A 24589-nucleotide genomic window follows, 5' to 3' on the forward strand; every position below is an offset into this window, starting at 1 on the left:
ATAGGGATTTAATTTTATCGGTGACTGAAAACCAATCTAACCAGGATTTTGTTTAAAAAACCGCTAATAATTAAGGATGTAAATTTATTATCCAGCATGGTTTTAATGCTTTTATAGAGGAGTTTTAGATGATGAATATGCAAATGGACCAAGCTGAATATTATATGGCTCAATGTTATATTCAGCATTAATTGGCATTTCGAATAAACTAAATGCATTATGAATGTTAATGTGCCGGAAGCTGATCAGTATTAGCCGCAAAAAATCAAATCCAAATTTCTGGTAATGGCAAATCAATCCTGCGTTTTCCCGAGGTTATCTATCTGGCAGAAATAATGTAACCTGATATTGGCCTGCTCTGAAGTTAAGGTCAATTATAGGTTATACTGATACTTCTATGCCCGTTTAAGAATTTGTATTTTCTGGTTCCGGATTGCCTGTCGCTTCACCTAATGGCGCTATGCCACAAGCTGCCCATATAAATTTAAAAATATTCAGGAATTCGCATTGGATATCCCTTTCAGATTGTATTTCGTTTTCCATGTTGTGCCGCTTTAATCTGCTTATAAACAAAGAAAGGCTGGTTTGTGTTTGCAAAAATAATGCTCTAATGTAAGTATTATGTTTCGTAAATGTTAAGGATTGACTTACTTTATTCCGGAAAACCTGCTTGAACCATTGCTGATAATATGCAATTGCAATTGTTTCCAAATGTACTTATATATTGGAAACTACCAGGTGATCCATTATATTTACTTATTCGATAAATGACTGCTGTAGGTTAAAGCGAACTGTTATCTTCGGTAGAGCATTGTATTTTTCAATTGATTTAATACGCAGTATATCCCAGGTTGATTTTGTGTGTGCCTTAGGGGCGATATCATCTAAAATCTTTCAACTCATGAATATTGCTGTTGCAGATTTACGCGGCAAGCTGCTCTCAGGAGAAGAAATTGTAGAGAAGTTTATGAGCAGGAACATGCTCAGCTTTATGGAAATAAATTTTAGGTAATTTATATTACAAAATAAACCAAAGAAATGCTATGACCAACGATCATGAACCCATGGATCCGGATAAAAAGGATTGTCTGATCCAAAAACTGCTCAATAACCAAATCACGGTGAGCGAACTTGTTGCGCTGCGGCCTGAGATTAATGAGTTTGATCTCTCTGGGATTATTCAGCACATCTACGATCTTAATCTGGAGCAAGTACGGAAGATAGCAGCATTAGCGCCAGTTATGGCCAAAGTAGATGCATTAAAAAACAGCCAGCGTAATACCCGCTTTATAAAAAAAGTGAAAAATAATTTCCGTAAACATACGGCTAAGCACAATGGTCTTAAAAATAGGGTAGTGGTGGTAGAGGGCGATTCCTGGTTCAATTATCCTGTTCTTTTAAGTGATGTAATCGATTGGGTTGCTATGGAAGAAAATATCGCTGTTTATAGCCTCGCCTCAGGAGGCGATTGGCTGATGAATATGCTTAGTGCCAAAAAATATGTGGAACAGCTTTCTACACTCCAACCCGATGTATTTATCATTAGCGGGGGAGGTAACGATCTGGTTGGAAACAGGAGAATAGCAGCGATGGTTACACATAAAGCAGATTCTAACGAATTTGAACATAGTGCCTTTGCGAAATACCTCTGTCAAAACGCAGCTAATCCGCCCGACAAACCGGAAGATTTTAAGCGGGGTATTCAGTTCATATCAAAAGATTTTTATGCTTTGCTGGCATTTTTTCAACTCCAATATTACTTTATTATCAATGGGATTCTTACGGGGGGTAAAGGCAAGGCTGAAAATGGTAAATTTCCGGGCATACAGATTATTACGCAAGGTTACGATTACGCCATTCCAAGTGATAAAAAGATAACAGGATATAATCCGCTCAAATGGTATCGGTTGTTTGCACGGACCTTTCTCGGACATGGCGGATGGCTAAAAACGCCCTTGCAGCTCAGAGGTATTTACGATCCCGAAGATCAGCGCAAAATTGTTTATGCCATGATTTACCTCTTTAATGAAATGATGATTGATATTGGTCGCATTTTTACCGACATGTTGGGTGAGAACCGGGTGTTCCATATCGATTCGAGAGGATCAGTTGGTAAAAATGGCTGGACAGATGAATTGCATCCCTTACCCCAGCATTTCAAAAAAACAGCGGCAGCCTTTATTCATTGCATTAATAACCCAAATAAAAATGGGACTGCAGTTGTAAAAGTTTTAAAACAACAGGAAGGAGGCCAGCAATGAAAAAGATATTAATTTTAGCATTTGTTATCGTTTGTGGTGTAATGTCTTTTCAGGGAAATATCCTCCAGAAATTCAGTGGTAAAGGAATCATTAATCTCGAACTAGCCAATAAAGATACAGGAACGGAGATCATTTCTCTTTGGAGCGACACGCTGTATGGCGACCAAACACTTTTAAACCTCGCACAAAAGAATACACACCTCGATTTTCTGTTTATTTTGGTCTATGTATTGCTCATCATGACCCTGTCCAATGCCCAAATGCAAAGAGAAAAAACGAATTGTCTAAATGAATTGTTACGGTTTAATTTATTTCTGGCCTTCTTAATTGGCTCATTGGATGTTATTGAGAATGTCAGACTGCTACATAGTTTCCACCACCCTGGAAATCTGGCTGAATTTTGGCGAACAGATTTTATTGCCTGGCCAAAATTTCTGATCGTGGGTTGGATAATTCTGGTCTACCTTTTCTCGGTAATTAAAGGCTGTTTTAATAAGTGATTTGGTATCAATAGGCGTCATCTCCGGAGCAACGCGGAGTAGAGAGAATCTTTGGACTATGTTTATGTCTCTATAGAAAACCAGTCCGTGAGAAACTTCTTCACTTTTACTTCTTGTTATAGGGAATTGAGTGCTTATCTAAATTATCATTTGTTTACATAAGGTATCATATTTTAGCAGGTATTTGCGCATTTCACCTTTTTGTAAAAGGTGAAAATACGGCCTTTATCCATTACTTCTTTCTATTTCTTTTGTTGATATTTGATACAACCAGAAGTTGTGATTATGAAAGTGTGCTGGTTTCATAATCAACCAAACAATAACATGTTAAAAGAGAAAGAAATAGTTGTAGGATGTGGCGATACAGCCAGTTTTTTAATTTTGCTGGATAAATTAAAAAAATCCATAACTTTTACTTATCATATTGTTTCAGCAACTATGGCCACGGGTTTAGCAGGTATACTTGGTTCATGATTTCGAGGGTTAATTCCATTTTGTTGATGAAACAAGAGCAGCCAGCGCCGCCAAGAGTGATGGGCTTTGCGGATACGGCCATTGCTACTGCCGATCATAACCGTAACTTAAGCCGTTATGTATACAAATTCGGCCTGATCAACCATCCGGCATCAATCCATAATAAGCCTGTGCAGCCACAATAATTATTAAGGGCCTGCCAACACCCATACCCGAGTGGACAATAAGGTAACGGATAATGCGGCCGAACAGCTATCTTCACCCATGTATGTTTATTTAAAAACCAATAACCGCTAAAAATAAGTTATGATTGCATCAAACATTAAGTCTCCTGGTGTTTACATCAATGAGCAAAATGCCTTTCCCAATAGCGTAGTCGCGGTGGCTACTGCAGTTCCGGCATTTATAGGCTATACGCCCCAGGCAGAATACAATGGTAAATCCTATACCAACGTGCCGTATAAAATTACATCATTTGCCGAGTTTCAGTCAATTTATTGTTATCCTAACCCGGCACCACCAGCAAGTCCGGCGGTACAGTATAGTCCCGAATATTATTTGGTACAGCAAAAAAGCGAACCCACTGATCGTGATTATATGATCATCAATGGTGCATACTACTCCATTTTACCCGATCCCAATACCATTTATTACATGTACAACAGTATTGAACTGTTTTATCAAAATGGAGGGGGAGAAGCCTATATCGTATCTGTAGGTACTTATGGCCCTGCATCTGCACAGCCAATGGGTGTAGGACAGCAGATTATTAATCCAAATGTTTCCTTATCACAGCTTCAAAGTGGCCTTAAACTTTTACTTAACGAGCAGGAACCTACCATGTACATCTGTCCGGAAGCCACTTTGTTATCGGTAGATGATAATGGTACCCTGATGGAAAGTATGTTGGCGCAAAGCCAGAACATGCAAACTGCGGTATCAGTTTTCGACATTATTGGCGGCCGAAACCCGGATCCTCTAACCTATTCTACCGATATTAATACTTTCAGGGAGCATACAGGTGAGCAGGGTTTGAGTTATGGCGTTGCATATTATCCTTTTATTGGTACCACTATTATGGAAAGCACTGACATTAATTACACCAATCTTTTTGGCGGCGATGTTAAGCAGCTGGAACCACTGTTAAATCCGCCATCAAACCCCAATCCAACGGCTGCAGCCATTCTTCATGATATTGAAAATCCTCCGGGAGCACCATTAACGGTAACACAATACAATAATGCATTAATCAACGCGAGTAAGGTATATGCCACCATTATTAAAAATGTACTGGGACTTGCCAATATTCTTCCGGCAAGTGCAGGTATGGCAGGTGTAATGACCACTATTGATAACCAGGAAGGTGTATGGCAGGCTCCGGCCAATACTCCTATTACTACCGCGGTATCCTTACCCATCAATTTATCAGAAAGCCAGCAGGGTAGCCTTAACATCGATCCGGTTTCAGGTAAATCCATCAATGCCATACGCTTTTTTAACGGCATTGGTATTTTGGTATGGGGTGCCAGAACATTGGAAGGTAACAGCCAGGACTGGAGGTACATTTCGGTAAGAAGAACCATGATTATGATCGAACAATCCTGTAAACTGGCAGCACATTCTTACGTTTTCCAACCCAATGTAAAAAATACCTGGGAAGCAGTTAAAGCAATGATCAGCAGTTTCCTGAACACGATTTGGAAAGAAGGTGGATTGATGGGATCAACCGCTGCAGATGCCTTTTCGGTAGATTGCGGTTTAGGTACAACCATGACCGCCGATGACATCCTGAACGGATTTATGAACGTAACCGTGCGTGTTGCCATGGTACGCCCTGCAGAGTTTATTGTGCTTACTTTCCAACAGGAAATGGCGGTTTCCAGTTAACAGATTTATACATTAATTTAAAAAGATAATATTATGGCAGATGGTGTAAGCGCACAAGGCGCAATATCAATCACCTTGTTACCGTGGAAGAAGGAAAACATTGCACGAACTGTGCGAAAAGGTATGGAATAATGAAAAATATTACATTCAGTTAGCCCGCTACAACGGCCTTAATAAATTTAGAAACTTAAAAGGAGTAGAGAAACTGATTTTTCCACTCATCATCTCAAAATATAATGACATCATCATCCAATATCCCTAGTGGCAGTTTAGCCACCTATACCGTTAAAGTTGCAGGAAATACAGTTCCTGAAGAAGTAAATGTTCTTTCTGTGCGGGTAGAAAAAAGAATAAACCGAGTTTCTACGGCAATAATCACCATTTTGGATGGTGAAGCAGATACCGGAACGTTTGAGGCGAGTTCTTCTTCTGTTTTTGTACCTGGTAACATCATCAGTATCGAAGCCGGTTACGATTCGTCCAACACTGTAATCTTTAAAGGTATTATTACCCGTCAATCTATCCATATTAATGACCTTATCGGTTCAGCTCTGGAAGTAGAATGCAAGGATGAAGCAATAAAAATGACCGTGGGCAGAAAGAGCCTCACCTTTGCACAAAAAAAAGATAGTGATGTAATCAGTTCCATCATCAGTAATTATTCTTCCTTAACGCCTGATGTAAGTGGAACAACTACTGTTTGGCCCGAGCAGGTACAGTTTTATGTAAGCGACTGGGATTTTATGCTTTCGCTGGCAGAAATGAACGGCTTGGTTGTCACCACACTTAATGGTACAGTCGCTGTAAAAGCACCAGGCGCAAACCCTAGTCCGGTATTAACCATTGGTTATGGTAGCGGATTAATGGAATTCAGGGCAGATATGAATGCCATAACTCAGTTACGTAGTGTAAAATCAAGCACCTGGGATTATAAACAACAGCAGGTAGCCAGTGATGAAGCGCCAAACAATTATGCCGGACCAGGAAATATCTCCTCCAAAACATTAGCTGAAGTAGTTGGCCTGCCTGAATATGGCTTGCAAACCACCGCACCGATGGAAACAGAAAAACTTAATAACTGGGCCAAAGCGCAGATGCTAAAAAGTGAGTATGCCAAAATACAGGGAGAGGCTAAATTCCAGGGAACTAACCTGGTTGATCCCGGTAAATTTATGACCTTTAACGGTCTTGGCGGTAGGTTTAACGGCGATTATCTAATTTCTGGTGTTATCCATGACCTTTCTGAAGGAAACTGGGTTACTGAAGTTTCGGTAGGCCTTTCGCCTCAATGGTTTATCGAAGAACCCGATGTAATGGCACCTTCAGCTTCTGGCATGTTGCCTGGCGTTAGGGGTATATTTAATGGCACCGTTAAAAAAATGTATGATGATCCCGATTCGCAGTACCGCATTTTAGTAGATGTGCCGCTATTTGACCAAACCGGTCAGGGCATTTGGGCAAGATTGGCTAATTTTTATTCAACCAGCGGTGCAGGTGCCTTTTTTCTACCCGAAGTAGGTGATGAAGTGGTACTAGGCTTTTTAAACGAAGATCCACGCAACCCCGTGATATTAGGTAGTATGTATAGCAGTCCGAAAAATAAGCCTTATTCAGGCCTTAACCCTAACGAGAAAAACTCTATAAAGGCGATTGCTTCCAGATCTAACATTAATATCGAATTTGATGATGAAAATAAGGTGTTAACCATTGCCACCCCGGATAAAAACACAATGATTTTCAGCGATAAGGATAAAAAAATCACCATTCAGGATGAACATAACAATAGCATTGTCATGTCTGCGAGCGGGATTACCATCAAAAGTGCTACAGATATTAATATACAGGCAGATCAAAAAGTGAATATCGCAGGTACACAGGGTGTAACTATAAAAGCGCCAACAGGAGATGTTGCGGTAAGTGGTTTAAACATTAAACAAGTAGCCGACAGCCAGTTTTCCGCAGAAGGATCAATGACCACAGAAATTAAAAGTGGGATGGAACTGAGCCTGAAAAGTGCAATGATATGATTAATTAATTTTAAAACAGACGAAATATGCCACCAGCAGCCAGATTAACCGATTTTCATGAATGTCCAATGGTAACTCCGGCACCTGTGCCTGTACCGCATGTTGGCGGACCGATTATAGGACCGGGCGAACCTACTGTATTGATAGGCAAATTACCAGCCGCCAGGGTAGGCGATATGCTGGTTTGTGTAGGACCGCCAGATAGCATTATAAAAGGTTCTGCATCGGTAATGATCGGCGGAATGCCGGCAGCCAGAATTGGAGACCCAACCGCGCATGGCGGAACAATTATGCTAGGTGCATTTAATGTAATGATAGGCGGTTGAAATGGAACTTAACAACAAAAAGTAGCTTTCATGGGTGATAAAGTAGATGGAAGCATGCTAGCTGTTAGAACTGAAGTGACCAGAGTGATTAATGAAAACAAGAACGGAGAGGTGCTTGATGATATTGTTCGGTAAAGGCTTCTATTGCCTCCAGAAGAGGAGAACAGGCTACATTTAAAGATAAAACTGATCCTGAATATATAAAGCATGCTGCCAGAATTACAAATGAGGAAGTAGAATTAGCACGTTTGGAAGTTGTTAGGGCTCGGCAATTGGCAAATAAAGCTGCTGCCAAATCGAAGCCTCAGGCAGATTCCGATGATGGCTGGACAACTGTTTAATAAATTTACAGCGCTATAGTATCGCTTTTCAATACCCTTAAAAAAATAATCACTACACCGTCGGCTATTTTATGGATAAACATGCCTATACTGATGAACGTATAAAACAAGCGTGTTTATATAGCCCCATGCTTTTGGCACAGGGCTACCGAAATATTTTTTATTTAAAAAAGCGGACGATTAAAACGCACCGTCTTCTTTAACCATTTTATTAATGGCTTTTTGTACTTTGATCACATCTGTTTCAACTGTTTTTCTAACCGCTGCATCAAATGATGCTGCAAATTCTGTACTGATAGCAATCTGGTCTTTTTCATTCAGTACATTGAGTACAAAAGCATGGCTTCCGAATTTAAATCCGCTTTTTATTCTGATCACGTCTTTTTCAAAGATTTTCAAAAATTCGTAACTGTTACTGATCTGATCAAAACAATCTCTTACCGCTTGAAAAACAAGGTGGGTTTCTATATCCAAACCGTTTATAATTACCGTAACCGAAGTGAGGTCATTTAGCTCTGGAAGAAGGTCTTCACTGTAAATAATGTCTTTCGGATCCAGGATTACAACCGTTTCTTTATCTGCACTTTCACCTGCCTGTTGTGTTAATTGTATAGTGGCATTACCGTCTTTTAGGGTAACGGTGCTTGCAGAAGTTTGTTCAATTTTAATATCGCCAATGGTATCTTTTATAATGCCTACAACAAGTTCTAGCGCTTTTGATTGGGTATTGTTCATTATGGTATTTTTTACAAAGGTAATGCTTGCCTACGGTGCCGGATAATTATCATTTAAAATAATACAATATTTGTTGCTAAGTGTTTTATTTTTAATGGCTTAATTTTTTTATGTTAGCTGGTGTTATTTTATTTCAACTGTTTGTTAGATGAAGAAGGTAAAGCTGCAGATTATCCAAAAAGGATTTCGTGAGGGTAATTGCTCCGTATCCTCGTAACCGATTTCTGATATGCGATCTTCATCAAACTGATAAATGCTGGCTCCCGGATAGCAGATGTGCGGAAGGGAGAGCTCGGCAATAATAAACTAGACCTGGCCCGCTTTTTTCAATTGATTAATTCATTTCATGTAGTTCAACAGTCATAAAACCTTTTTCTTCACTATACAGCAAATATTCAATTACAATAAAAACAAGCGTTTTTTTTTAGGGAAAATGCCAATTTCTTCATCTAAAGGAATCATTAATTGCTTTATTAGTTAAAAAAGTACCCTAAATATGCTGTTTGCACTTATAAATCAACTTTTTATGTGCTAAACCACGATTTTCAGAATGGAAACCTGAAGTTCAACTTCATTATAACTTCATAAATCTGTATTTATTTCGCCTTCGAATTAAATCATTGCGTAACCACAATTTATTGAAATCAATTAAGTATCTGCAAACCGGTCGTAGATAGCTTTTCATTATAAATTGATTGCCAATGAAAACTAATTAAAGAAAAAATAAATCAGATTAAAACCATTAACGAAAAAAAATGAAAAGAGTTCTCATGTGCTTAGGCTTGTGTACTTTGCTTTACGTAACAGGTTGCACCTCGAAGAAAGAAGAAAAGGAAGAAGTAGCTACTTATGCAGTAACCACTCCGTTAAGGATGGATACTTCCTTTACCAAAGAATATGTTTCGCAGATTAAATCCGTTCGGAACATAGAAGTTAGGGCCCAGGAAAAGGGTTATCTCCAAAATATTTATGTAGATGAAGGCCAGCATGTAAAAGCAGGTCAGCTGTTGTTTAAGATTATGCCTAAAGCAGCTCAATCTGAGTTGCTAAAAGCACAGGCTGAAACTAAATCGGCAGAAATTGAACTGGAAAACACCAAATTACTGTCAGATAAAAATATCGTTTCTAAAAATGAGCTTGCTATGGCCAAAGCCAAACTGCAATCGGCTAATGCCGAAACTTCTTTGGCTAAATTCCATTTGTCTAACACCGAAATCAGAGCGCCATTTGATGGCACCATCGACCGTATTCCTTTAAAATTGGGTAGTTTGGTTGATGAAGGTGCTTTGTTAACCAGCCTGTCAGACAATAGCCAGGTATTTGCCTACTTCAACGTATCAGAGCCGGAATATTTAAACTATCAGAGCGCTGCAAAGGCAAAAGGACAGCAGGAAGTAAGTTTATTACTGGCCAATAACGAGTTGCTAAAATCGAAGGGTAAAGTTGAGGTGATCGAAAGTGAATTTGATAACGAAACTGGGAACATTGCATTCAGGGCAAGGTTCAACAATTCCGATAATTTACTAAGAAACGGCGAAACCGGTAAAATCCAGATGGTTGTTCCTTTAAAAAATGCCATTGTTATTCCACAGAAAGCAACTTACGACATCCAGGATAAAACTTATGTTTTCGTAATTGATAAAAGCAATAAGGTACACTCCAGGGCCATTACCATTGCAGGCGAGCTGCCGGATTTATACATCATCGGCGACGGCATCACAATAGAAGATAAGATCTTACTTGAAGGTGTACAGAAAGTTAAAGACGATGATAAAATTGCCTTTAAATTCCAGCAACCTCAGGATGTGATGAAACAATTGAGATTGAAAACAGAATAATCTAAACCCCTCCATACTTATTTTATGTTTAGTAAATTCATACAAAGGCCCGTCCTTTCTATCGTAATATCGCTTATTATTGTGTTTCTCGGGGTGCTGGCCATCAGTTACCTGCCGGTAACACAATTCCCATCCATTTCACCGCCTAAAGTAAATATTACGGCAGAGTACCCTGGAGCAAACAACGAATTGTTGATTAAATCGGTGGTTATTCCGCTAGAGCGTGCACTTAACGGCGTACCGGGAATGAAATATATTGCTTCTGATGCAGGTAACGATGGTGAGGCATCAATCCAGGTGGTATTTAACCTGGGTACCGATCCCAATCAGGCTTCGCTTAACGTACAGAACCGTGTAGCGGCCGTTACCAATAAACTTCCACCTTTAGTGGTTCGCGAAGGGGTTAAAATTACCCGTGAAGAGTCGAACATGTTGATGTATATCAACTTGTACAGTAAAGACCCTAAAATGAACCAAAACTTCCTGTATAACTATGCCGATATCAACTTGCTTTCGGAGCTAAAAAGGGTTGATGGTGTAGGTTTTGCCGATATTTTGGGAGATAGGGATTATGCCATGCGTATCTGGTTAAAACCAGACCGTATGCAGGCCTATAAAATTTCTGTAGATGACGTAATGAAGTCGCTTGACGAACAGAGTTTAGAAGCCTCTCCAGGTAAAACAGGAGAGAGTTCGGGTAAACGTTCGCAGGCTTTTGAATATGTGTTAAAATATTCAGGTCGTTTTAATACCAAAGAAGGATATGAAAACATCGTGGTAAGGGCAACTCCTAATGGAGAATTGCTTCGCTTAAAAGATATCGCTGATGTAGATTTTAGTGCTTCTGCTTACAATTTATACTCTACCTTAAACGGTAAGGCATCTGCTGCGATCGTTTTAAAGCAATCTTATGGCAGTAACGCTAGTCAGGTTATTAAAGATGTTAAGGCTAAAATGGCCGAGATTAAATCGGCTTCATTTCCTAAAGGCGTAGATTACGAAATCAGTTACGACGTTTCCAAATTCCTGGACGCATCTATCGAAAAGGTAATCCACACTTTGGTAGAGGCTTTTATCCTGGTGGGTTTAGTGGTATTCTTATTCCTTGGCGATTGGCGTTCAACGCTTATTCCAGCCATTGCTGTACCGGTATCCTTAATCGGAACCTTTGTGTTTATGCAGTTCTTCGGCATTACACTCAACTTAATTACCCTATTTGCTTTAGTATTGGCCATTGGGGTAGTGGTTGATGATGCGATTGTGGTAATTGAGGCGGTGCATGCCAAAATGGAGCACGACAGGCACCTTTCGGTACTCAAAGCTACACAGCAGGCCATGAAAGAGATTGGCGGAGCAATTATTGCGATTACCTTCCTGATGGCATCGGTATTTATTCCTGTAGCATTTATGTCTGGTCCGGTGGGTATTTTCTACCGTCAGTTCTCCATTACCATGGCAACGGCAATCATTCTTTCGGGTATTGTGGCGTTAACGCTTACACCGGCATTATGTGCCATTATGTTGAAGAACAATCACGGTTCAACCAAAAAGAAAACCATTATCGACCGTTTCCTTGATGGTTTTAATAATGGTTTTAACAAACTGTCTGGTAAATATGAACTGGTATTGAGCAAAGTAGTAAGCCGCAGGATATTAACCTTTGGTATATTAGTTGCCTTTTGTTTGGGTGTTTGGGGATTAAGTGGAAGTGTACCATCAGGATTTATTCCTAACGAAGATCAGGGGATGGTGTATGCCATTATCCAGACGCCTCCTGGGTCTACTTTGGAGCGTACCGACCAGATTGCTGAGAAACTGCAAAGAATGTGTGAAGACATTGACGGTGTAAAATCAGTTTCATCATTGGCAGGATATGAAATCCTTACGGAAGGTACAGGATCTAACTCGGGTACCTGTTTAATTAACCTGAAAGATTGGAGCGAACGTAAACATTCTGCAGCAGAAATTATTGAAGAGCTTGAAGAGAAATCAAAATCTATCCCTGGTGCAACCATCGAATTTTTCCAGCCACCAGCAGTTCCGGGTTATGGTGCCGCAGGCGGTTTCGAGCTTCGATTATTAGATAAAGCAGGTAGTGGCGATTACAAAAAAATGGAAACCGTTGCCAAAGATTTTGTACGCGAGCTGAATAAACGTAAAGAGCTTTCATCCGTATTTACTTTCTATAGCGCAAGTTTCCCGCAATACATGCTGGATGTTGATAACGACATTGCGCAACAAAAAGGAGTAAGTATTGATAATGCGATGAATACCCTGTCAACATTTGTAGGGAGTAATTACGAAACCAGCTTTATTAAATATGACCACCAGTATAAAGTAATCGTACAGGCCTTGCCTCAATACAGGGCTTTACCAGAGGATATCTTAAAACTGTCGGTTAAAAATGACCGCGATGAGATGGTGCCTTTTTCAGCCTTCATTAAAATGCGTAAAGTTTATGGTTTATCGGAGATTACCAGACACAATATGTATAATGCTTCAGAGATCAGCGGACAATCTGCTCCAGGTTATAGCTCAGGTGAGGCCATTAAAGCCATTACTGAAGTAGCCAAGAAAACTCTGCCAAGGGGATTTGGAATCGATTGGGCAGGTATTTCTAAAGATGAGGTATCAAGAGGCAACGAGGCCATTTATATTTTCCTGATCTGTTTAGGATTCGTGTACCTGGTGTTGGCCGCACAGTATGAAAGTTTCATTTTACCACTTTCGGTAATCCTCTCTCTACCGGCCGGTATTTTTGGCGCATTCCTCTTCCTTAAATTATTGGGACTGGAAAACAACATTTATGCACAGGTGGCCATGGTAATGTTAATCGGTTTACTGGGTAAAAATGCGGTGCTGATTGTGGAGTTTGCTACGCAGCGCCAAAGTCAGGGGGCAACAGTGCTTAAAGCGGCCATGGAAGGTGCAAGTGTGCGTTTCCGTCCGATTTTAATGACCTCTTTTGCCTTTATCGCAGGTTTGATCCCTTTAATGATTGCAACAGGACCGGGTAAGATCGGTAACCGTACCATTGGTTCGGCTGCTGCGGGTGGTATGCTTTTCGGTACCATTTTCGGCGTAATTGTGATCCCTGGGTTATATTATATATTCGGAACAATTGCAGCTAAACACAAGCTCATCAAAATTGAAGAAGAACATCCGTTAACTGAAGAAATTGAGAATAATGTTTAAGAATAATCTTTATAAAGGCCTTGGATTGGTGTTAATATGCGCAGCATATACCGCCTGTAAGCTACCGGAAGTAGCCCAACGTGCCGAAAATAAAAATGTACCTGTGAGCTTTAATGGCTCACAGGATACAGTAAGTACAGCTGGTATTCAATGGCGTAACTTTTTTACAGATCCTAACCTTATCAACCTGATTGATACCGCACTTAAAAATAACCAGGAGCTGAATATTACGCTTCAGGATATTGAAATTGCCAAAAATGAAATCAAGGCCAGAAAAGGAGAACTTTTACCAAGCGTAACCTATGGCGCTGGTGCCGGATTTGATAAAGTGGGCCGTTACACCAGTTCGGGTGCCGGCGATGCTTCTACAGAAATTACGCCAGGCAAAGGTGTGCCAGAAGTACTGCCTGATTATCACTTCGGTTTACAGGCCAATTGGGAAGCGGATATCTGGCATAAACTGCGCAATTCGAAAAAAGCTGCTATTAGTCATTATTTATCAACGGTTGAGGGCAAAAACTTTGTGATTACCAATTTAATAGCCGAAGTAGCCAATTCATATTATGAGTTATTAGCGGCCGATAACCAGTTAGAAACGGTAAAAAAGAATATTGAGTTACAGCGCAATGCTTTGGAATTGATGAAAATCCAAAAACAGGCTTCAAGGGTTAACGAACTTGCTGTACGTAAATTTGAAGCAGAGGTATTAAGTTCAAAAAGTTTAGAATTTGATATTCAGCAGAACATAACCGAAACAGAGAATAAAATTAACTTCCTGTTGGGGCGTTACCCTCAACCGATAGTCAGAGACAAATCTAATTTTACAGATCTGGTTCCGCCAACTGTACAAACAGGTTTACCTTCACAGTTATTGGCTAACCGTCCGGATATTAAACAGGCGGAGTATGAACTAGCCGCTGCTAAATTAGATGTTAAAGTAGCTAAAGCACAGTTTTATCCATCATTGGGTATTTCCGCTGCAATTGGTTATCAGGCTTTTAATCCTTCATATTTATTAAGAACACCAGAATCTTTAATTTATTCTTTAGCGGGAGATTTAGCCGGGCCACTGATCAATAAAAATGCGATAAAGGCTGAATATTTAACAGCAAATGCCAAACAGTTGCAGGCAGTTTTTGATTATGAAAAAACCATTTTAAATGGTTATATTGAAGTCGCCAATCAGTTGTCAAAAATTAGTAATCTGCAGAAAAGCTATGATCTGAAGTCGAAACAGGTTGCTGCACTTACGCAGTCGATTGATATTTCGAACGATTTGTTTAAATCTGCCAGAGCCGATTATTTTGAGGTATTGATGACTCAACGCGATGCATTACAATCGAAATTAGAGCTGATCGAAACTAAAAAACAACAGTTAAATGCTGTAGTAGATATTTATCATGCGCTGGGTGGCGGATGGAGATAGTTAAATTGCTATAACCTCATTTCATTATTATCCTTATAAATCTAGTTAGGCTGTTCCAAATCGGAGCAGCCTTTTTCTTTTTCTTGTCATTCTGAGCGCAGCGAAGAATCTTTATAGCTGCTAACGCTCGTTTCTATTCAGCGTTAAATACCTTTCGGTATCGTCATTGCGAGAAGGCTTTTTCAGCCGACGAAGCAATCTTACAACGATCGCTATTAGCGTATGCATTAAAATGATAGCTTTTCTTTTTTGATCTGTGAACAGTTTATCGTTACAACCAGCAACCACCTTACAATAGCCCTCTTACCCTTTGTTCATTTATTTATCATAAAATTCATTTTGCAAACAATGCCATCTGCCTGCGGTTATCTTTATCATTGAATTTATCATCATATCTGAAATAAAATGGGAAAAACTACATTTAAATTTGGCGAATTAGAAGTTAACCGCTTAGGTTATGGCGCAATGCAATTAACCGGTAATGGTGTTTTTGGGGAAGTAGAAGACCGGGAAAATGCAATCACGGTTTTGCGCGAAGCAGTAGCGAATGGCGTTAATTTTATTGATACTGCAGAGGCTTATGGACCAAAATTTAACGAGACGCTTATTGCCGATGCTTTATCACCTTTTCAAAAAGGTCTGTTTATAGCCACTAAAGGCGGTTTTGATCGACCGGGTCCAAATAATTGGGTGCCTAATGGTGCACCAGAAAAAATCAGACAAGATATTGAAGGAAGTTTACAACGTTTAAAAGTAGATTCAATCGATTTATGGCAACTGCACCGCATTGATCCCAATGTGGATGTCGCGAAAACCCTGGCACCGGTGGTAGAAGCCGTGAAAGAAGGTAAAATAAAAAATGTAGGCTTATCAGAAGTAACCATCGATCAGATTAAGCAAGTGCAGGACATTCTTCCGATAGTTTCAGTTCAAAATTTATATAACCTTAGCAACAGACAGTGGGAGCATGTTTTAGATTTTACAGCAGAACAAGGTCTGGCTTTTATTCCCTGGTTTCCGTTAGCTTCTGGTCCGCATAAGTTAGCTGATAAGATTAAAGCAATTGCCGAAACACATCACGCTACAACTGCACAGATTGCTTTAGCCTGGTTATTAAAAAGATCATCAAATATCCTTTTAATCCCTGGAACAAAATCTGTAGAACATTTAAAAGAAAATTTAAAAGCCGCAGAAATTGAATTGACTGAAGAAGAATTTGAAAGTTTAGCGCAATAGGATGGTTTTGTCATTCTGAGCGCAGTGAAGAATCTTTTTCTTTTTTTGCAGGTTTTAGCCAACTTTACTGGTCTTAACGTCTCACTAAGACCGTTTTTATTAAAATATTTTGCCACGGAAGCACAGAGAACACGGAAAATCCCCTGCGATCGTCATTTCGAGCGAAGTGCAACGCAGTCGAGAAATCTTTCTACATAAATCTCTCTATTTCGCTGCGCTACATCCGATAGCTATCGGATCGAGATGACGAAGGTTCTCTTGGAATCTTTTTTTACTGCAATTAATTTTTGCCACGGAAGCACCGAGAACACAGAAAATTCCCAGCGAACGTCATTTCGAGCGGAGTGCAACGCAGTCGAGAAATCTTTCTACATAGATCTCTCCATTTCGCTGCGCTACAGTCGAGATGACGACGATTCTAATGGAATCAATGGTAGCGCAGCAAGGAACCTGAAGGCTCTGTGAAGCAGATTTTTTTTAGTATGAATACATTAACTCGTGTCGTCATCCTGAACTTGTTTCAGGATCTTTACCAGATAGAATGATCAAGTTCAAAGATCTCTCCACTCTGCATTGCTCCAGGGGATAATGATCCCGCTTTTGCGTTTTTACGCACTTTGTCATGCTGAGCGGAGTCGAAGCACCTCTCAAAAAAAATGATTGGAGAATGTATTAAAAAAAATATAAAAATAATTCCTTTAGAAGTTTGATATTTAAGCATGAAAAAAGTCTTTCTAACCACCATTATTTTATTTTCTATCCTATTTCAAAAAGCCATGGCGCAAAATAAACCAGAAAATACACCTGCTATTTTAAACCATATCGCTGTTTATGTAGCCGATTTAAACAAAGCCACTACTTTTTACGAAAGTGTTTTCAACTTTAAAATGATTCCCGAACCTTTTAAAGATAACCGACATACCTGGTTTACCTTAGGGCCAGCCGGACAGTTGCACTTAATCCAGGGGGCAAAAGGAAATGAAACTTTTGATAAAAACGGACACTTGTGTTTCAGTGTTCCGTCAGTTGATGAATTTGTAAAAAAGCTGAATGCCAAAAATATCAGTTTCGAGGACTGGCCAGGAAAGAAAGATGGAATTACCATTCGTGTTGACGGCGTAAAACAAATTTATTTTAAGGATCCGGACGGACATTGGCTTGAAGTAAACGACGCCAGGTAAATTCTTTGCTACGTCAGACCTTTGTTTTGCTACATCATTTATATTTATTCCATATCCTGCAAGACTATGAAATTTAAATATTTTTATGCACTTTTTTTGATCGTTGGTTTTATCACGCCATCAAAAGCACAAAACGAAAAAGCTGAGGCTGATTTTAAATCCGTAATGGAAAAATATCAAGCTGTTGGCGCTTCCGTAGCGGTAGTCAAAAATGGCCAGATTATTTACACCCACTCGTTTGGTTTAAAAGATTTGGATAAAAAAATACCTTTAACCGATCAGGATATTTTCAGGATTGCTTCGATATCCAAGTCTTTTTCAGCAACATCTATTATGCAGTTGTTAGAAGCAGGTAAAATTTCTCTCAATGATGATCTTGGAGATCTGGTTGGTTTTAAAATCAGAAATCCAAAATTTCCAGATCAGAAAATTACTTTAAAGATGGCGTTGTCACATACGTCCAGTTTAAACGATTCGCAGGGATATTTAAATTTCGATGTGATCAATCCTGATAAAAATTCAGATTGGGCCAAATGTTATAATGATTATTCCCCGGGAAGCAAATTTGATTATTGTAATCTTAACTTTAACCTGATTGGTGCAATCATTGAGAAGAAATCGGGAGAACGCTTTGATTATTATGTGAAAAATCACATTATAAAGCCATTAGGACTTTACGCTGGTTATTATATAGATTCTTTGGACAGCACACGTTTTGTAAATTTGTACGAGTATCATCCAGATACCAAAACTTATACGCCATCTCCAGGTGCTTACGCGCCCAGACGGGCAGAAATTGCCAGTTATGTGATGGGTTATACCACACCGATTTTTTCACCAACAGGAGGAATGAAAATTTCGGCTACAGATTTAGCTAAATACATGATGATGCACATGAATTATGGCACATCAAATGGTGTTAAAATAATAACCAAAAAAAGTGCTAAAATGATGCAAACTGCCTTAACTGATGATGAAGGATACGGCCTGGCCATCAGAACTGCCGATCAGCTCATACCCGGCATTAAGTTAAAAGGACATACTGGCTCTGCTTATGGTTTATATAGCACCATGTTTTTTAATCCCAAAGAAAAGTTTGGATTTGTTATTATTACCAACGGAATAAATGCAACCTATACAGATGGTTTTCCCGATTTCAGTCGCGCTGCTATTAACAGTTTGTACCAATCTTTTTTCAAATAGCTTAAAGCAGGTTAGCTAAACCGTTCTTATTAAAGAAAGCGGTTAAAGTTCTAATGCCTGCCTTTGGATGGTTTACATTATTTCCTTTCACTTTTTGGTCGAAAATGCTTTTAACTGGCGGTAAATCAATTAAATGCGAGGAGTCGGTAATGGCTTGCTCTACCGTTACCGGATTTTTGCTTTCATTTCTATAATCCATATCACCGTTATTGATTCACAAATCGTTGGTAAGTACTTCCTGATTTAATTTTTTCCATCGTGAAGTATTCTTTCAGTTTGGAGAATTCCATGCTGTGAAGCGCTTTTACAGCTGATTTAAGTGTTTCAGTGCTTATGCCTAATCTGGCAGCCCAATAATTGCGGTCTTGTTCGTCTGCAATCTCGATAAATTCTTTTCTGGCATTCATCGAATTAAGTTGATTTTCCATTTTTATAATTTTGGTTAGTGTAATATAAAAACAGCATATTTTCCTTTTGGTTTTCTACTTTTGTCAGTAAATTCTCAAAAATTAATAATAAGCCCAGGTTTTCATTAAGACCTTCAATTAATCCCGTGAAAAATTGTTTCACAGCAATTTTTAATGCCCAAAACCGATGGTTTTTAACGTTTTGACTGTGATCGCTAAAAAGAGTAACGTTTTCTTTACAAAACACTAGGTTTTGTCAGTTTACATTTTTACTATTGTATTGTAATATAATTTTTACAATGCTGAGCCGTTTTTTTACCAATACTCAAAGTCTGTTTTCAAGTCGAAAATTTTATCAGGATAACAGGTTTGTATTATTTCTTTGGGTACTGATTACCCTGATTTTTGTAATAGATTCGTGGGCAACACATCGCTACAATAATTACCTGATTTTCGAGAATACGTTTAGAAACTTACTCCATGAGCGTTCGCTCTATGCAACTTATCCGGCTTATCATGATGATGCAAATCATTATGGCCCTATTTTTAGCCTGTTAATTGCACCATTTGCAATCTTTCATAATTGGATAGGGTTATTGTTATGGAACTTGTTTAACTGTTTCCTGCTTTTTAAGGCCATACAAACTTTGCCATTAACAGAAGATCAAAAAATAATTATAGGATATATTGCCATACCTTGTTTAATAGAATCTATGCTTAACCAGCAGTTTAATGCAGGTGCAGGTGCACTGATGGTATTGAGTTACACGCAGGTGAATAAAAACAAAGGGATCTGGTCTGCGCTTTGCATTGTACTCGGTACTTTTATTAAACTTTACGGTATTGTTGGCTTGGTTTTTTTCTTTTTTGCTAAAAAAAAGCCGGCTTTTATCTTTTGGTTAATCTTGTGGTCGATGGTAATATTCTTATTGCCGATGCTTTTAGCCTCTCCTGATTATGTAGTGCATTGTTATGTAGATTGGAAAAACTCCCTGGTGGGTAAAAATATGACCAATGTTTTGGGCGGAGGGATCGATATTTCTATTATGGGTTTCTTTAGAGCGCTTTTTGATGCGAAGAAAATACCGAATTTTTTATTCCTCAGCCTTGGAGCCATATTGTTTGTTTTGCCCTTGATAAACATATCGCGTTTCAAAAAAGATAAATTCCAATTGATGATCCTGTCATCGGTAATGATTTTTCCAATATTATTCAGCACAGGAGCTGAAGATTGTACATTCATTATCTCCATTATTGGGGTGGGCGTATGGTATGTGAAAGAAAGCAACGCGGCTATGAAAAAGGTATTATTGCCCGTTTTACTTTTAATTACATGCAATTTCCCACTATTGTTATTCCCGGTCTTTGCCAAATCACACCCGCTGTCTTTAGCTGTCATCAGCCTGCCTTATTTTTTGGTATGGTTAAAGGTTATTTATAATGCTATCAATAATAGGTTCACTTATGCGGAAGAAACAGAGCCGGAAATGGTTATTGCGCTAACAGATTAAGTTTAAAATTTATTTTCTTAAAGGTTTTAATGCCCGTTTGCAAAAACTGGTGTTAAAACCTTTTTCGTTATAGGACTGTTTTATACCTGTCTAATCAGAATATTATGGATGATAAACAAAAAAAAGGTAGCGCTGACCGGTCAAGAATCAACATTAACGAAGCTTATGAGCTGGATTATTGGTCTAACAAGTTTGGCGTGAGCAAAGATAAACTTAAAGCTGCTGTAGAAACAGTCGGAACCTCTGCCGATGCAGTTGAAGATTATTTGAAAAAGTAAAATATTGATTATGAGTTTGAAAAAGTACGTTTCCAAACGAGATTTCTCAAAAACTACAGAACCAAAATCGGGTAAAAGTAGCGATCGGAATAAATTACATTTTGTAATTCAAAAACATGATGCATCCAGGTTGCACTACGATTTCAGACTCGAAATGGAAGGCGTTCTAAAAAGTTGGGCTGTTCCCAAAGGGCCATCAACCGATCCGAAAACCAAACGCCTGGCCATGATGGTAGAAGATCATCCGTACGATTACAAAGATTTTGAAGGCATTATCCCGCAGGGCGAATACGGTGGAGGAACCGTGATTGTGTGGGATGAAGGTACCTATGAACCGATTGAGGCTATTAAAGGTAAAAAAGCACAGGAAAAACATCTTTTAAAACAATTAAATGAAGGTTCGTTGAAAATTAAATTGAACGGAGAAAAACTTCATGGTGAATTTGCCCTGGTTAAAACGCATGGTATGGGCGAAAATGGCTGGTTGCTCATTAAACATAAAGATGATTATGCTTCTACAAAAGATATAACCAAAGAAGATAAATCCGTGCTTTCCGGAAAAACAATCGAAAAGATGGAAAAAACATCCGATAAGGTTTGGAAAGCAGGAAAAGAGCAGAAAATAAAACCCGAAAATAAAAATCCCGGGCCAAAGGTTAAAAAAGAAACAAAACCAGTAGGCGATGATAAAAGCATTGATGTAAAAGCCATTCTGAAAAAAGCGCCAAAATCGGCCATGCCTAAAAACATAAAACCCATGTTGGCCACATTGGTTGATGAGCCATTTGATGATCCAAACTGGCAATATGAAGTGAAATGGGATGGATACCGCGCCCTAGCATTTGTCAATAAAGGAAAAGTAGAACTCTTTTCGAGGAATAATAAATCATTTAACGAAAAGTTTTATCCCATTTATGACCTGCTTAACGAATGGAAAATCAATGCCGTTTTGGATGGGGAAATCTTAGTGTTAAACGACAAAGGCATATCCAATTTCGGTTCATTGCAAAACTGGCGAAGTGAAGCTGATGGCGAACTCGTTTTTTATGTATTCGATATTCTATGGTATGAGGGCAAAAACCTGATGGAACTCCCGCTTGATGAGCGTCAGGCTATTTTAAATGATGTACTGCCAACCGATGATGACCGCGTGCGTTTAGGGAAAGTTTTTAAAGCAAGTGGTGTCGATTTTTTTGATGCCGCTCAAAGGATGGGTTTGGAAGGCATCATCGCCAAAAAAACGGATAGCACTTATGGTCCTGACCGAAGATCGAAAGAGTGGTTGAAAATTAAAGTGCACAAACGCCAGGAGGTTGTTATAGCCGGTTTTACCAAAAATGCCGATACCTCCAAATCTTTCAGTTCACTTTTACTGGGCGTATATGAAAAAGGAAAATTGCAATATGTAGGTAAAGTAGGTACCGGCTTTTCGGATAAACTGCAAAAAACAATGATGGAGCAGTTTAAGCCGATAATAGTAGATAAAAGCCCTTTCGAAAGTATTCCCGATGTAAATAAACCCTCACGTTTCAGGCCAAATCCACCAAAGGCAAAAGCCACCTGGTTAAAGCCGGAATTGGTATGTGAGGTCGCTTTTACCGAAGTAACAGATGATGGTGTTTTTCGACATCCGTCTTTTCAGGGCATGCGAGTAGATAAAAAAGCCACGGAAGTGGTAAGAGAAGTGGAAATGCCGGTAGAAAAAATTATTGATGAAACTAAAGAGCGAAGCCCACATGAACAGGCAATAAAAGCACCGGAAGGTAAAAAACCAAAAACTTTGTTGAATCCGAAAGATGAAACGCAGGTGAGAAAAATAAAAGGCCACGAACTTAAATTTACCAACCTGAGTAAAATATATTGGCCTGAAGATAAAGTAACTAAAAGAGACATGTTTAACTACTATTATCAGGTTGCTGAATACATTTTACCTTACCTGAAAGACCGGCCACAATCGCTAAATCGCTTTCCTGGCGGAATACATGGCCCTAGTTTTTACCAGAAAGATGTAAAAGGAAAAGCGCCGGATTGGGTTGAAACTTTTCCTTATGAAACCAGCGAAGGCGAAAAAAAAGAATACCTGGTTGGAACAGACGAAGCGTCCTTGCTTTGGATGGCCAGTCTAGGTTGTATAGAGATGAATCCCTGGTTTAGCCGGGTAAAAAGTCCTGATCATCCCGATTATTGCGTAATTGATTTAGATCCGGATAAACAAACTTTTGACCAGGTGGTTGAGGCAGCGCTGGAAACTAAAAAAGTATTAGATGCTATAGATGTTCCCAGTTACTGTAAAACCTCAGGCTCTACCGGTATGCACATTTACATTCCTTTAAATGCGAAATACGATTATGATCAGAGTCAGATGTTCGCTAAAATCATTGTAAGTCTGGTACATAAACAGATCCCTGATTATACGTCATTAGAACGGATGGTAGCTGCACGAAAAGGGAAAATGTACCTCGATTTTTTGCAGAACAGGCCAGGGGCAACCATCGCCGGACCTTATTCTTTACGGCCAAAAGTGGGAGCAACGGTTTCCATGCCTTTGCATTGGGATGAAGTAAAACCTGGCTTGAAGATGAAAGACTTCAATATTTTTAATGCTATAGATCGTTTAAAAGTTGAAGGAGACCTGTTTAAAGGAGTTTTAGGCAAAGGTATAGACTTAAAAAAAGCCATAAATAAGGCCAAGAGTGTTTTTGGATAAAGATGAATGATCTTTTCTCGCTTTCATTATATTTGAAAAAAATTAAAATAATGATCGCACACCACGTTTTATTCTGGCTTAAAGCCGATACCACCGAAGAGCAAAAAACTGCTTTCCGCAATAGCTTACAAACATTAGAAAACATTGAAGTTGTTAAAACTTTTCATCTAGGCATACCAGCTCCGATTGAGCGTGCCGTTGTAGATACTACTTATACCTTTAGCTTGCTTTTATTATTTGAAGATTTGGCTGCGCATGATGTTTACCAGGTTCATCCATTGCATAAAGCTTTCTTAGATGAATTCAAAGTTTACTTTGAAAAGGTTGTTATTTACGACGCAGCATAAGATTTAATGCCTTCGATAATCCGGAGGCATTTTTTTATAGTTTGATTTCTGAATAACACATTGTTATACAGAATAGCCATCACCTTGATTCGAGGGCTATCGGATAGAAATGTAATGAAAGATACAGAAAATGCCTTAATTGTATGCTGTGCTTTACTCAGCGTGCCTGGTGGCTCAATTTCATTAAGGTAATCTCATTGGCATAGGTGGAAATAATTTAACCACAGATAAAAAGGATGCACACAGATGTAAAGATCCGTGTTTATCTGTGTACATCTGTGGTTAAAACCTTTAACTTAATGTTTTTTAAGAAATGTTCAACTGGTTTATGAACTGTTATATTACTGATTAACAATACAATTTTATATTTTTTGATACTTATTTATAAGTAATTAATAAAGCCGAAAAACCAAAATGTTTTTGATTGCGTAAATATTTTAAACCGCGATCATTATGGAAAAAACAGCTACATTTATTAAAAGAGCCTCAATTAATATAAACCAATTGGATAGCATTAAAATTGGTGATTTTTTATCTGATGAATATGGAAAATCTGGCAAAGTATGTGAAATCGAAAAAATAAACCGTTCTGGTGAGTTTCACTATTACTTCAAATTATCTAAATCGGGTACAATCTTAATTATTCTATAATTCTTTATTAGTTCAACGCATTAGTGTTTCTTTCTGTTATGAATGATATTTTATAACC

22 protein-coding genes are annotated in these 24589 nt (G+C 38.7%); 18 read left to right on the plus strand and 4 right to left on the minus strand.

Annotated elements, in window-relative coordinates:
- Positions 1–405: 405 nt before the first annotated feature.
- The gene (locus KYH19_RS06370; protein ID WP_165902572.1) at positions 406–543 is read right to left on the minus strand and encodes a hypothetical protein; all 138 of its coding nucleotides are present in this window, start codon (positions 541–543) and stop codon (positions 406–408) included.
- A gap of 500 nt (positions 544–1043) precedes the next feature.
- Here KYH19_RS06370 and KYH19_RS06375 point away from each other — a divergent pair, with 500 nt between their 5' ends.
- From KYH19_RS06375 to KYH19_RS06405, 7 genes are all read left to right on the plus strand, one after another.
- Positions 1044–2261, plus strand: a complete 1218-nt coding sequence (locus KYH19_RS06375) for a hypothetical protein (RefSeq protein ID WP_219078016.1) — start codon at positions 1044–1046, stop codon at positions 2259–2261.
- A complete protein-coding gene (locus tag KYH19_RS06380; protein ID WP_219078017.1) occupies positions 2258–2761 on the plus strand; it encodes a hypothetical protein in 504 nt (167 codons plus the stop codon). The genes KYH19_RS06375 and KYH19_RS06380 overlap by 4 nt, the downstream gene beginning before the upstream one ends.
- Positions 2762–3085: 324 nt before the next feature.
- Positions 3086–3235 (plus strand): hypothetical protein, encoded by a 150-nt coding sequence (locus KYH19_RS06385; protein ID WP_219078018.1) that lies wholly within the window; start codon positions 3086–3088, stop codon positions 3233–3235.
- A gap of 26 nt (positions 3236–3261) precedes the next feature.
- Positions 3262–3420, plus strand: a complete 159-nt coding sequence (locus tag KYH19_RS06390; RefSeq protein WP_219078019.1) for a hypothetical protein — start codon at positions 3262–3264, stop codon at positions 3418–3420.
- Between the two features lie 121 nt (positions 3421–3541).
- Complete coding sequence (locus tag KYH19_RS06395) at positions 3542–5122, plus strand: phage tail sheath C-terminal domain-containing protein (RefSeq protein ID WP_219078020.1); 1581 nt, start codon at positions 3542–3544, stop codon at positions 5120–5122.
- Between the two features lie 236 nt (positions 5123–5358).
- Complete coding sequence (gene vgrG / locus KYH19_RS06400; protein WP_219078021.1) at positions 5359–7149, plus strand: type VI secretion system tip protein VgrG; 1791 nt, start codon at positions 5359–5361, stop codon at positions 7147–7149.
- Positions 7150–7175: 26 nt separating this feature from the next.
- Entirely contained in the window at positions 7176–7475 is a 300-nt protein-coding gene (locus tag KYH19_RS06405; RefSeq protein ID WP_219078022.1) for a PAAR domain-containing protein, read from the plus strand.
- A gap of 521 nt (positions 7476–7996) precedes the next feature.
- On the opposite strand, the gene KYH19_RS06410 is transcribed toward KYH19_RS06405, so the two are convergent.
- Entirely contained in the window at positions 7997–8551 is a 555-nt protein-coding gene (locus KYH19_RS06410) for a hypothetical protein (RefSeq protein ID WP_132396095.1), read from the minus strand.
- A gap of 755 nt (positions 8552–9306) precedes the next feature.
- On the opposite strand from KYH19_RS06410, the gene KYH19_RS06415 reads away from it, so the two are divergent.
- From KYH19_RS06415 to KYH19_RS06440, 6 genes are all read left to right on the plus strand, one after another.
- Positions 9307–10389, plus strand: a complete 1083-nt coding sequence (locus tag KYH19_RS06415; RefSeq protein WP_121283242.1) for an efflux RND transporter periplasmic adaptor subunit — start codon at positions 9307–9309, stop codon at positions 10387–10389.
- Positions 10390–10413: 24 nt separating this feature from the next.
- Complete coding sequence (locus tag KYH19_RS06420) at positions 10414–13584, plus strand: efflux RND transporter permease subunit (protein WP_219078023.1); 3171 nt, start codon at positions 10414–10416, stop codon at positions 13582–13584.
- Entirely contained in the window at positions 13577–15010 is a 1434-nt protein-coding gene (locus tag KYH19_RS06425; RefSeq protein ID WP_132396089.1) for a TolC family protein, read from the plus strand. Before KYH19_RS06420 ends, KYH19_RS06425 begins: the two co-directional genes overlap by 8 nt.
- 405 nt (positions 15011–15415) lie before the next feature.
- On the plus strand, positions 15416–16246 hold the full coding sequence (locus KYH19_RS06430) for an aldo/keto reductase (protein ID WP_219078024.1): 831 nt from the start codon (positions 15416–15418) through the stop codon (positions 16244–16246).
- Between the two features lie 719 nt (positions 16247–16965).
- Positions 16966–17427 (plus strand): VOC family protein, encoded by a 462-nt coding sequence (locus KYH19_RS06435; RefSeq protein ID WP_255562575.1) that lies wholly within the window; start codon positions 16966–16968, stop codon positions 17425–17427.
- Between the two features lie 66 nt (positions 17428–17493).
- Complete coding sequence (locus KYH19_RS06440) at positions 17494–18630, plus strand: serine hydrolase (RefSeq protein ID WP_219078025.1); 1137 nt, start codon at positions 17494–17496, stop codon at positions 18628–18630.
- Between the two features lies 1 nt (position 18631).
- Here the strand turns inward: KYH19_RS06440 and KYH19_RS06445 are convergent, their stop codons facing one another.
- On the minus strand, positions 18632–18829 hold the full coding sequence (locus KYH19_RS06445; protein WP_219078026.1) for a hypothetical protein: 198 nt from the start codon (positions 18827–18829) through the stop codon (positions 18632–18634).
- Between the two features lie 7 nt (positions 18830–18836).
- Positions 18837–19058 carry a DUF3606 domain-containing protein gene (locus tag KYH19_RS06450; RefSeq protein ID WP_132397480.1) on the minus strand — a complete coding sequence of 74 codons (222 nt, stop codon included), beginning with the start codon at positions 19056–19058 and terminating at the stop codon, positions 18837–18839.
- 278 nt (positions 19059–19336) lie between these two features.
- Between KYH19_RS06450 and KYH19_RS06455 the strand changes: the two genes are divergently transcribed.
- From KYH19_RS06455 to KYH19_RS06475, 5 genes are all read left to right on the plus strand, one after another.
- Positions 19337–20548 carry a glycosyltransferase family 87 protein gene (locus KYH19_RS06455; RefSeq protein WP_219078027.1) on the plus strand — a complete coding sequence of 404 codons (1212 nt, stop codon included), beginning with the start codon at positions 19337–19339 and terminating at the stop codon, positions 20546–20548.
- Between the two features lie 104 nt (positions 20549–20652).
- Positions 20653–20826 (plus strand): DUF3606 domain-containing protein, encoded by a 174-nt coding sequence (locus tag KYH19_RS06460; protein ID WP_219078028.1) that lies wholly within the window; start codon positions 20653–20655, stop codon positions 20824–20826.
- 10 nt (positions 20827–20836) lie between these two features.
- On the plus strand, positions 20837–23533 hold the full coding sequence (ligD, locus tag KYH19_RS06465; protein WP_219078029.1) for a DNA ligase D: 2697 nt from the start codon (positions 20837–20839) through the stop codon (positions 23531–23533).
- 50 nt (positions 23534–23583) lie between these two features.
- Positions 23584–23880 (plus strand): Dabb family protein, encoded by a 297-nt coding sequence (locus tag KYH19_RS06470; RefSeq protein WP_219078886.1) that lies wholly within the window; start codon positions 23584–23586, stop codon positions 23878–23880.
- A 453-nt stretch (positions 23881–24333) separates the two neighbouring features.
- Entirely contained in the window at positions 24334–24531 is a 198-nt protein-coding gene (locus KYH19_RS06475) for a hypothetical protein (protein WP_219078030.1), read from the plus strand.
- Positions 24532–24589 lie beyond the last annotated feature (58 nt).

This window comes from Pedobacter sp. D749, from assembly GCF_019317285.1.
GTDB lineage: Bacteria > Bacteroidota > Bacteroidia > Sphingobacteriales > Sphingobacteriaceae > Pedobacter.

Excerpts from the sequence above, each read along its gene's own strand:
- KYH19_RS06405 (WP_219078022.1), top strand. The coding sequence starts at position 7,176 with ATGCCACCAGCAGCCAGATTAACCGATTTTCATGAATGTCCAATGGTA.
- KYH19_RS06380 (WP_219078017.1), top strand. The coding sequence starts at position 2,258 with ATGAAAAAGATATTAATTTTAGCATTTGTTATCGTTTGTGGTGTAATG.
- KYH19_RS06420 (WP_219078023.1), top strand. The coding sequence starts at position 10,414 with ATGTTTAGTAAATTCATACAAAGGCCCGTCCTTTCTATCGTAATATCG.
- KYH19_RS06445 (WP_219078026.1), bottom strand. The coding sequence starts at position 18,829 with ATGGATTATAGAAATGAAAGCAAAAATCCGGTAACGGTAGAGCAAGCC.
- KYH19_RS06460 (WP_219078028.1), top strand. The coding sequence starts at position 20,653 with ATGGATGATAAACAAAAAAAAGGTAGCGCTGACCGGTCAAGAATCAAC.
- KYH19_RS06410 (WP_132396095.1), bottom strand. The coding sequence starts at position 8,551 with ATGAACAATACCCAATCAAAAGCGCTAGAACTTGTTGTAGGCATTATA.
- KYH19_RS06415 (WP_121283242.1), top strand. The coding sequence starts at position 9,307 with ATGAAAAGAGTTCTCATGTGCTTAGGCTTGTGTACTTTGCTTTACGTA.
- KYH19_RS06435 (WP_255562575.1), top strand. The coding sequence starts at position 16,966 with ATGAAAAAAGTCTTTCTAACCACCATTATTTTATTTTCTATCCTATTT.
- KYH19_RS06430 (WP_219078024.1), top strand. The coding sequence starts at position 15,416 with ATGGGAAAAACTACATTTAAATTTGGCGAATTAGAAGTTAACCGCTTA.
- KYH19_RS06450 (WP_132397480.1), bottom strand. The coding sequence starts at position 19,058 with ATGGAAAATCAACTTAATTCGATGAATGCCAGAAAAGAATTTATCGAG.
- vgrG (WP_219078021.1), top strand. The coding sequence starts at position 5,359 with ATGACATCATCATCCAATATCCCTAGTGGCAGTTTAGCCACCTATACC.
- KYH19_RS06470 (WP_219078886.1), top strand. The coding sequence starts at position 23,584 with ATGATCGCACACCACGTTTTATTCTGGCTTAAAGCCGATACCACCGAA.
- KYH19_RS06425 (WP_132396089.1), top strand. The coding sequence starts at position 13,577 with ATGTTTAAGAATAATCTTTATAAAGGCCTTGGATTGGTGTTAATATGC.
- KYH19_RS06475 (WP_219078030.1), top strand. The coding sequence starts at position 24,334 with ATGGAAAAAACAGCTACATTTATTAAAAGAGCCTCAATTAATATAAAC.
- ligD (WP_219078029.1), top strand. The coding sequence starts at position 20,837 with ATGAGTTTGAAAAAGTACGTTTCCAAACGAGATTTCTCAAAAACTACA.
- KYH19_RS06390 (WP_219078019.1), top strand. The coding sequence starts at position 3,262 with ATGAAACAAGAGCAGCCAGCGCCGCCAAGAGTGATGGGCTTTGCGGAT.
- KYH19_RS06375 (WP_219078016.1), top strand. The coding sequence starts at position 1,044 with ATGACCAACGATCATGAACCCATGGATCCGGATAAAAAGGATTGTCTG.
- KYH19_RS06455 (WP_219078027.1), top strand. The coding sequence starts at position 19,337 with ATGCTGAGCCGTTTTTTTACCAATACTCAAAGTCTGTTTTCAAGTCGA.
- KYH19_RS06370 (WP_165902572.1), bottom strand. The coding sequence starts at position 543 with ATGGAAAACGAAATACAATCTGAAAGGGATATCCAATGCGAATTCCTG.
- KYH19_RS06395 (WP_219078020.1), top strand. The coding sequence starts at position 3,542 with ATGATTGCATCAAACATTAAGTCTCCTGGTGTTTACATCAATGAGCAA.
- KYH19_RS06385 (WP_219078018.1), top strand. The coding sequence starts at position 3,086 with ATGTTAAAAGAGAAAGAAATAGTTGTAGGATGTGGCGATACAGCCAGT.
- KYH19_RS06440 (WP_219078025.1), top strand. The coding sequence starts at position 17,494 with ATGAAATTTAAATATTTTTATGCACTTTTTTTGATCGTTGGTTTTATC.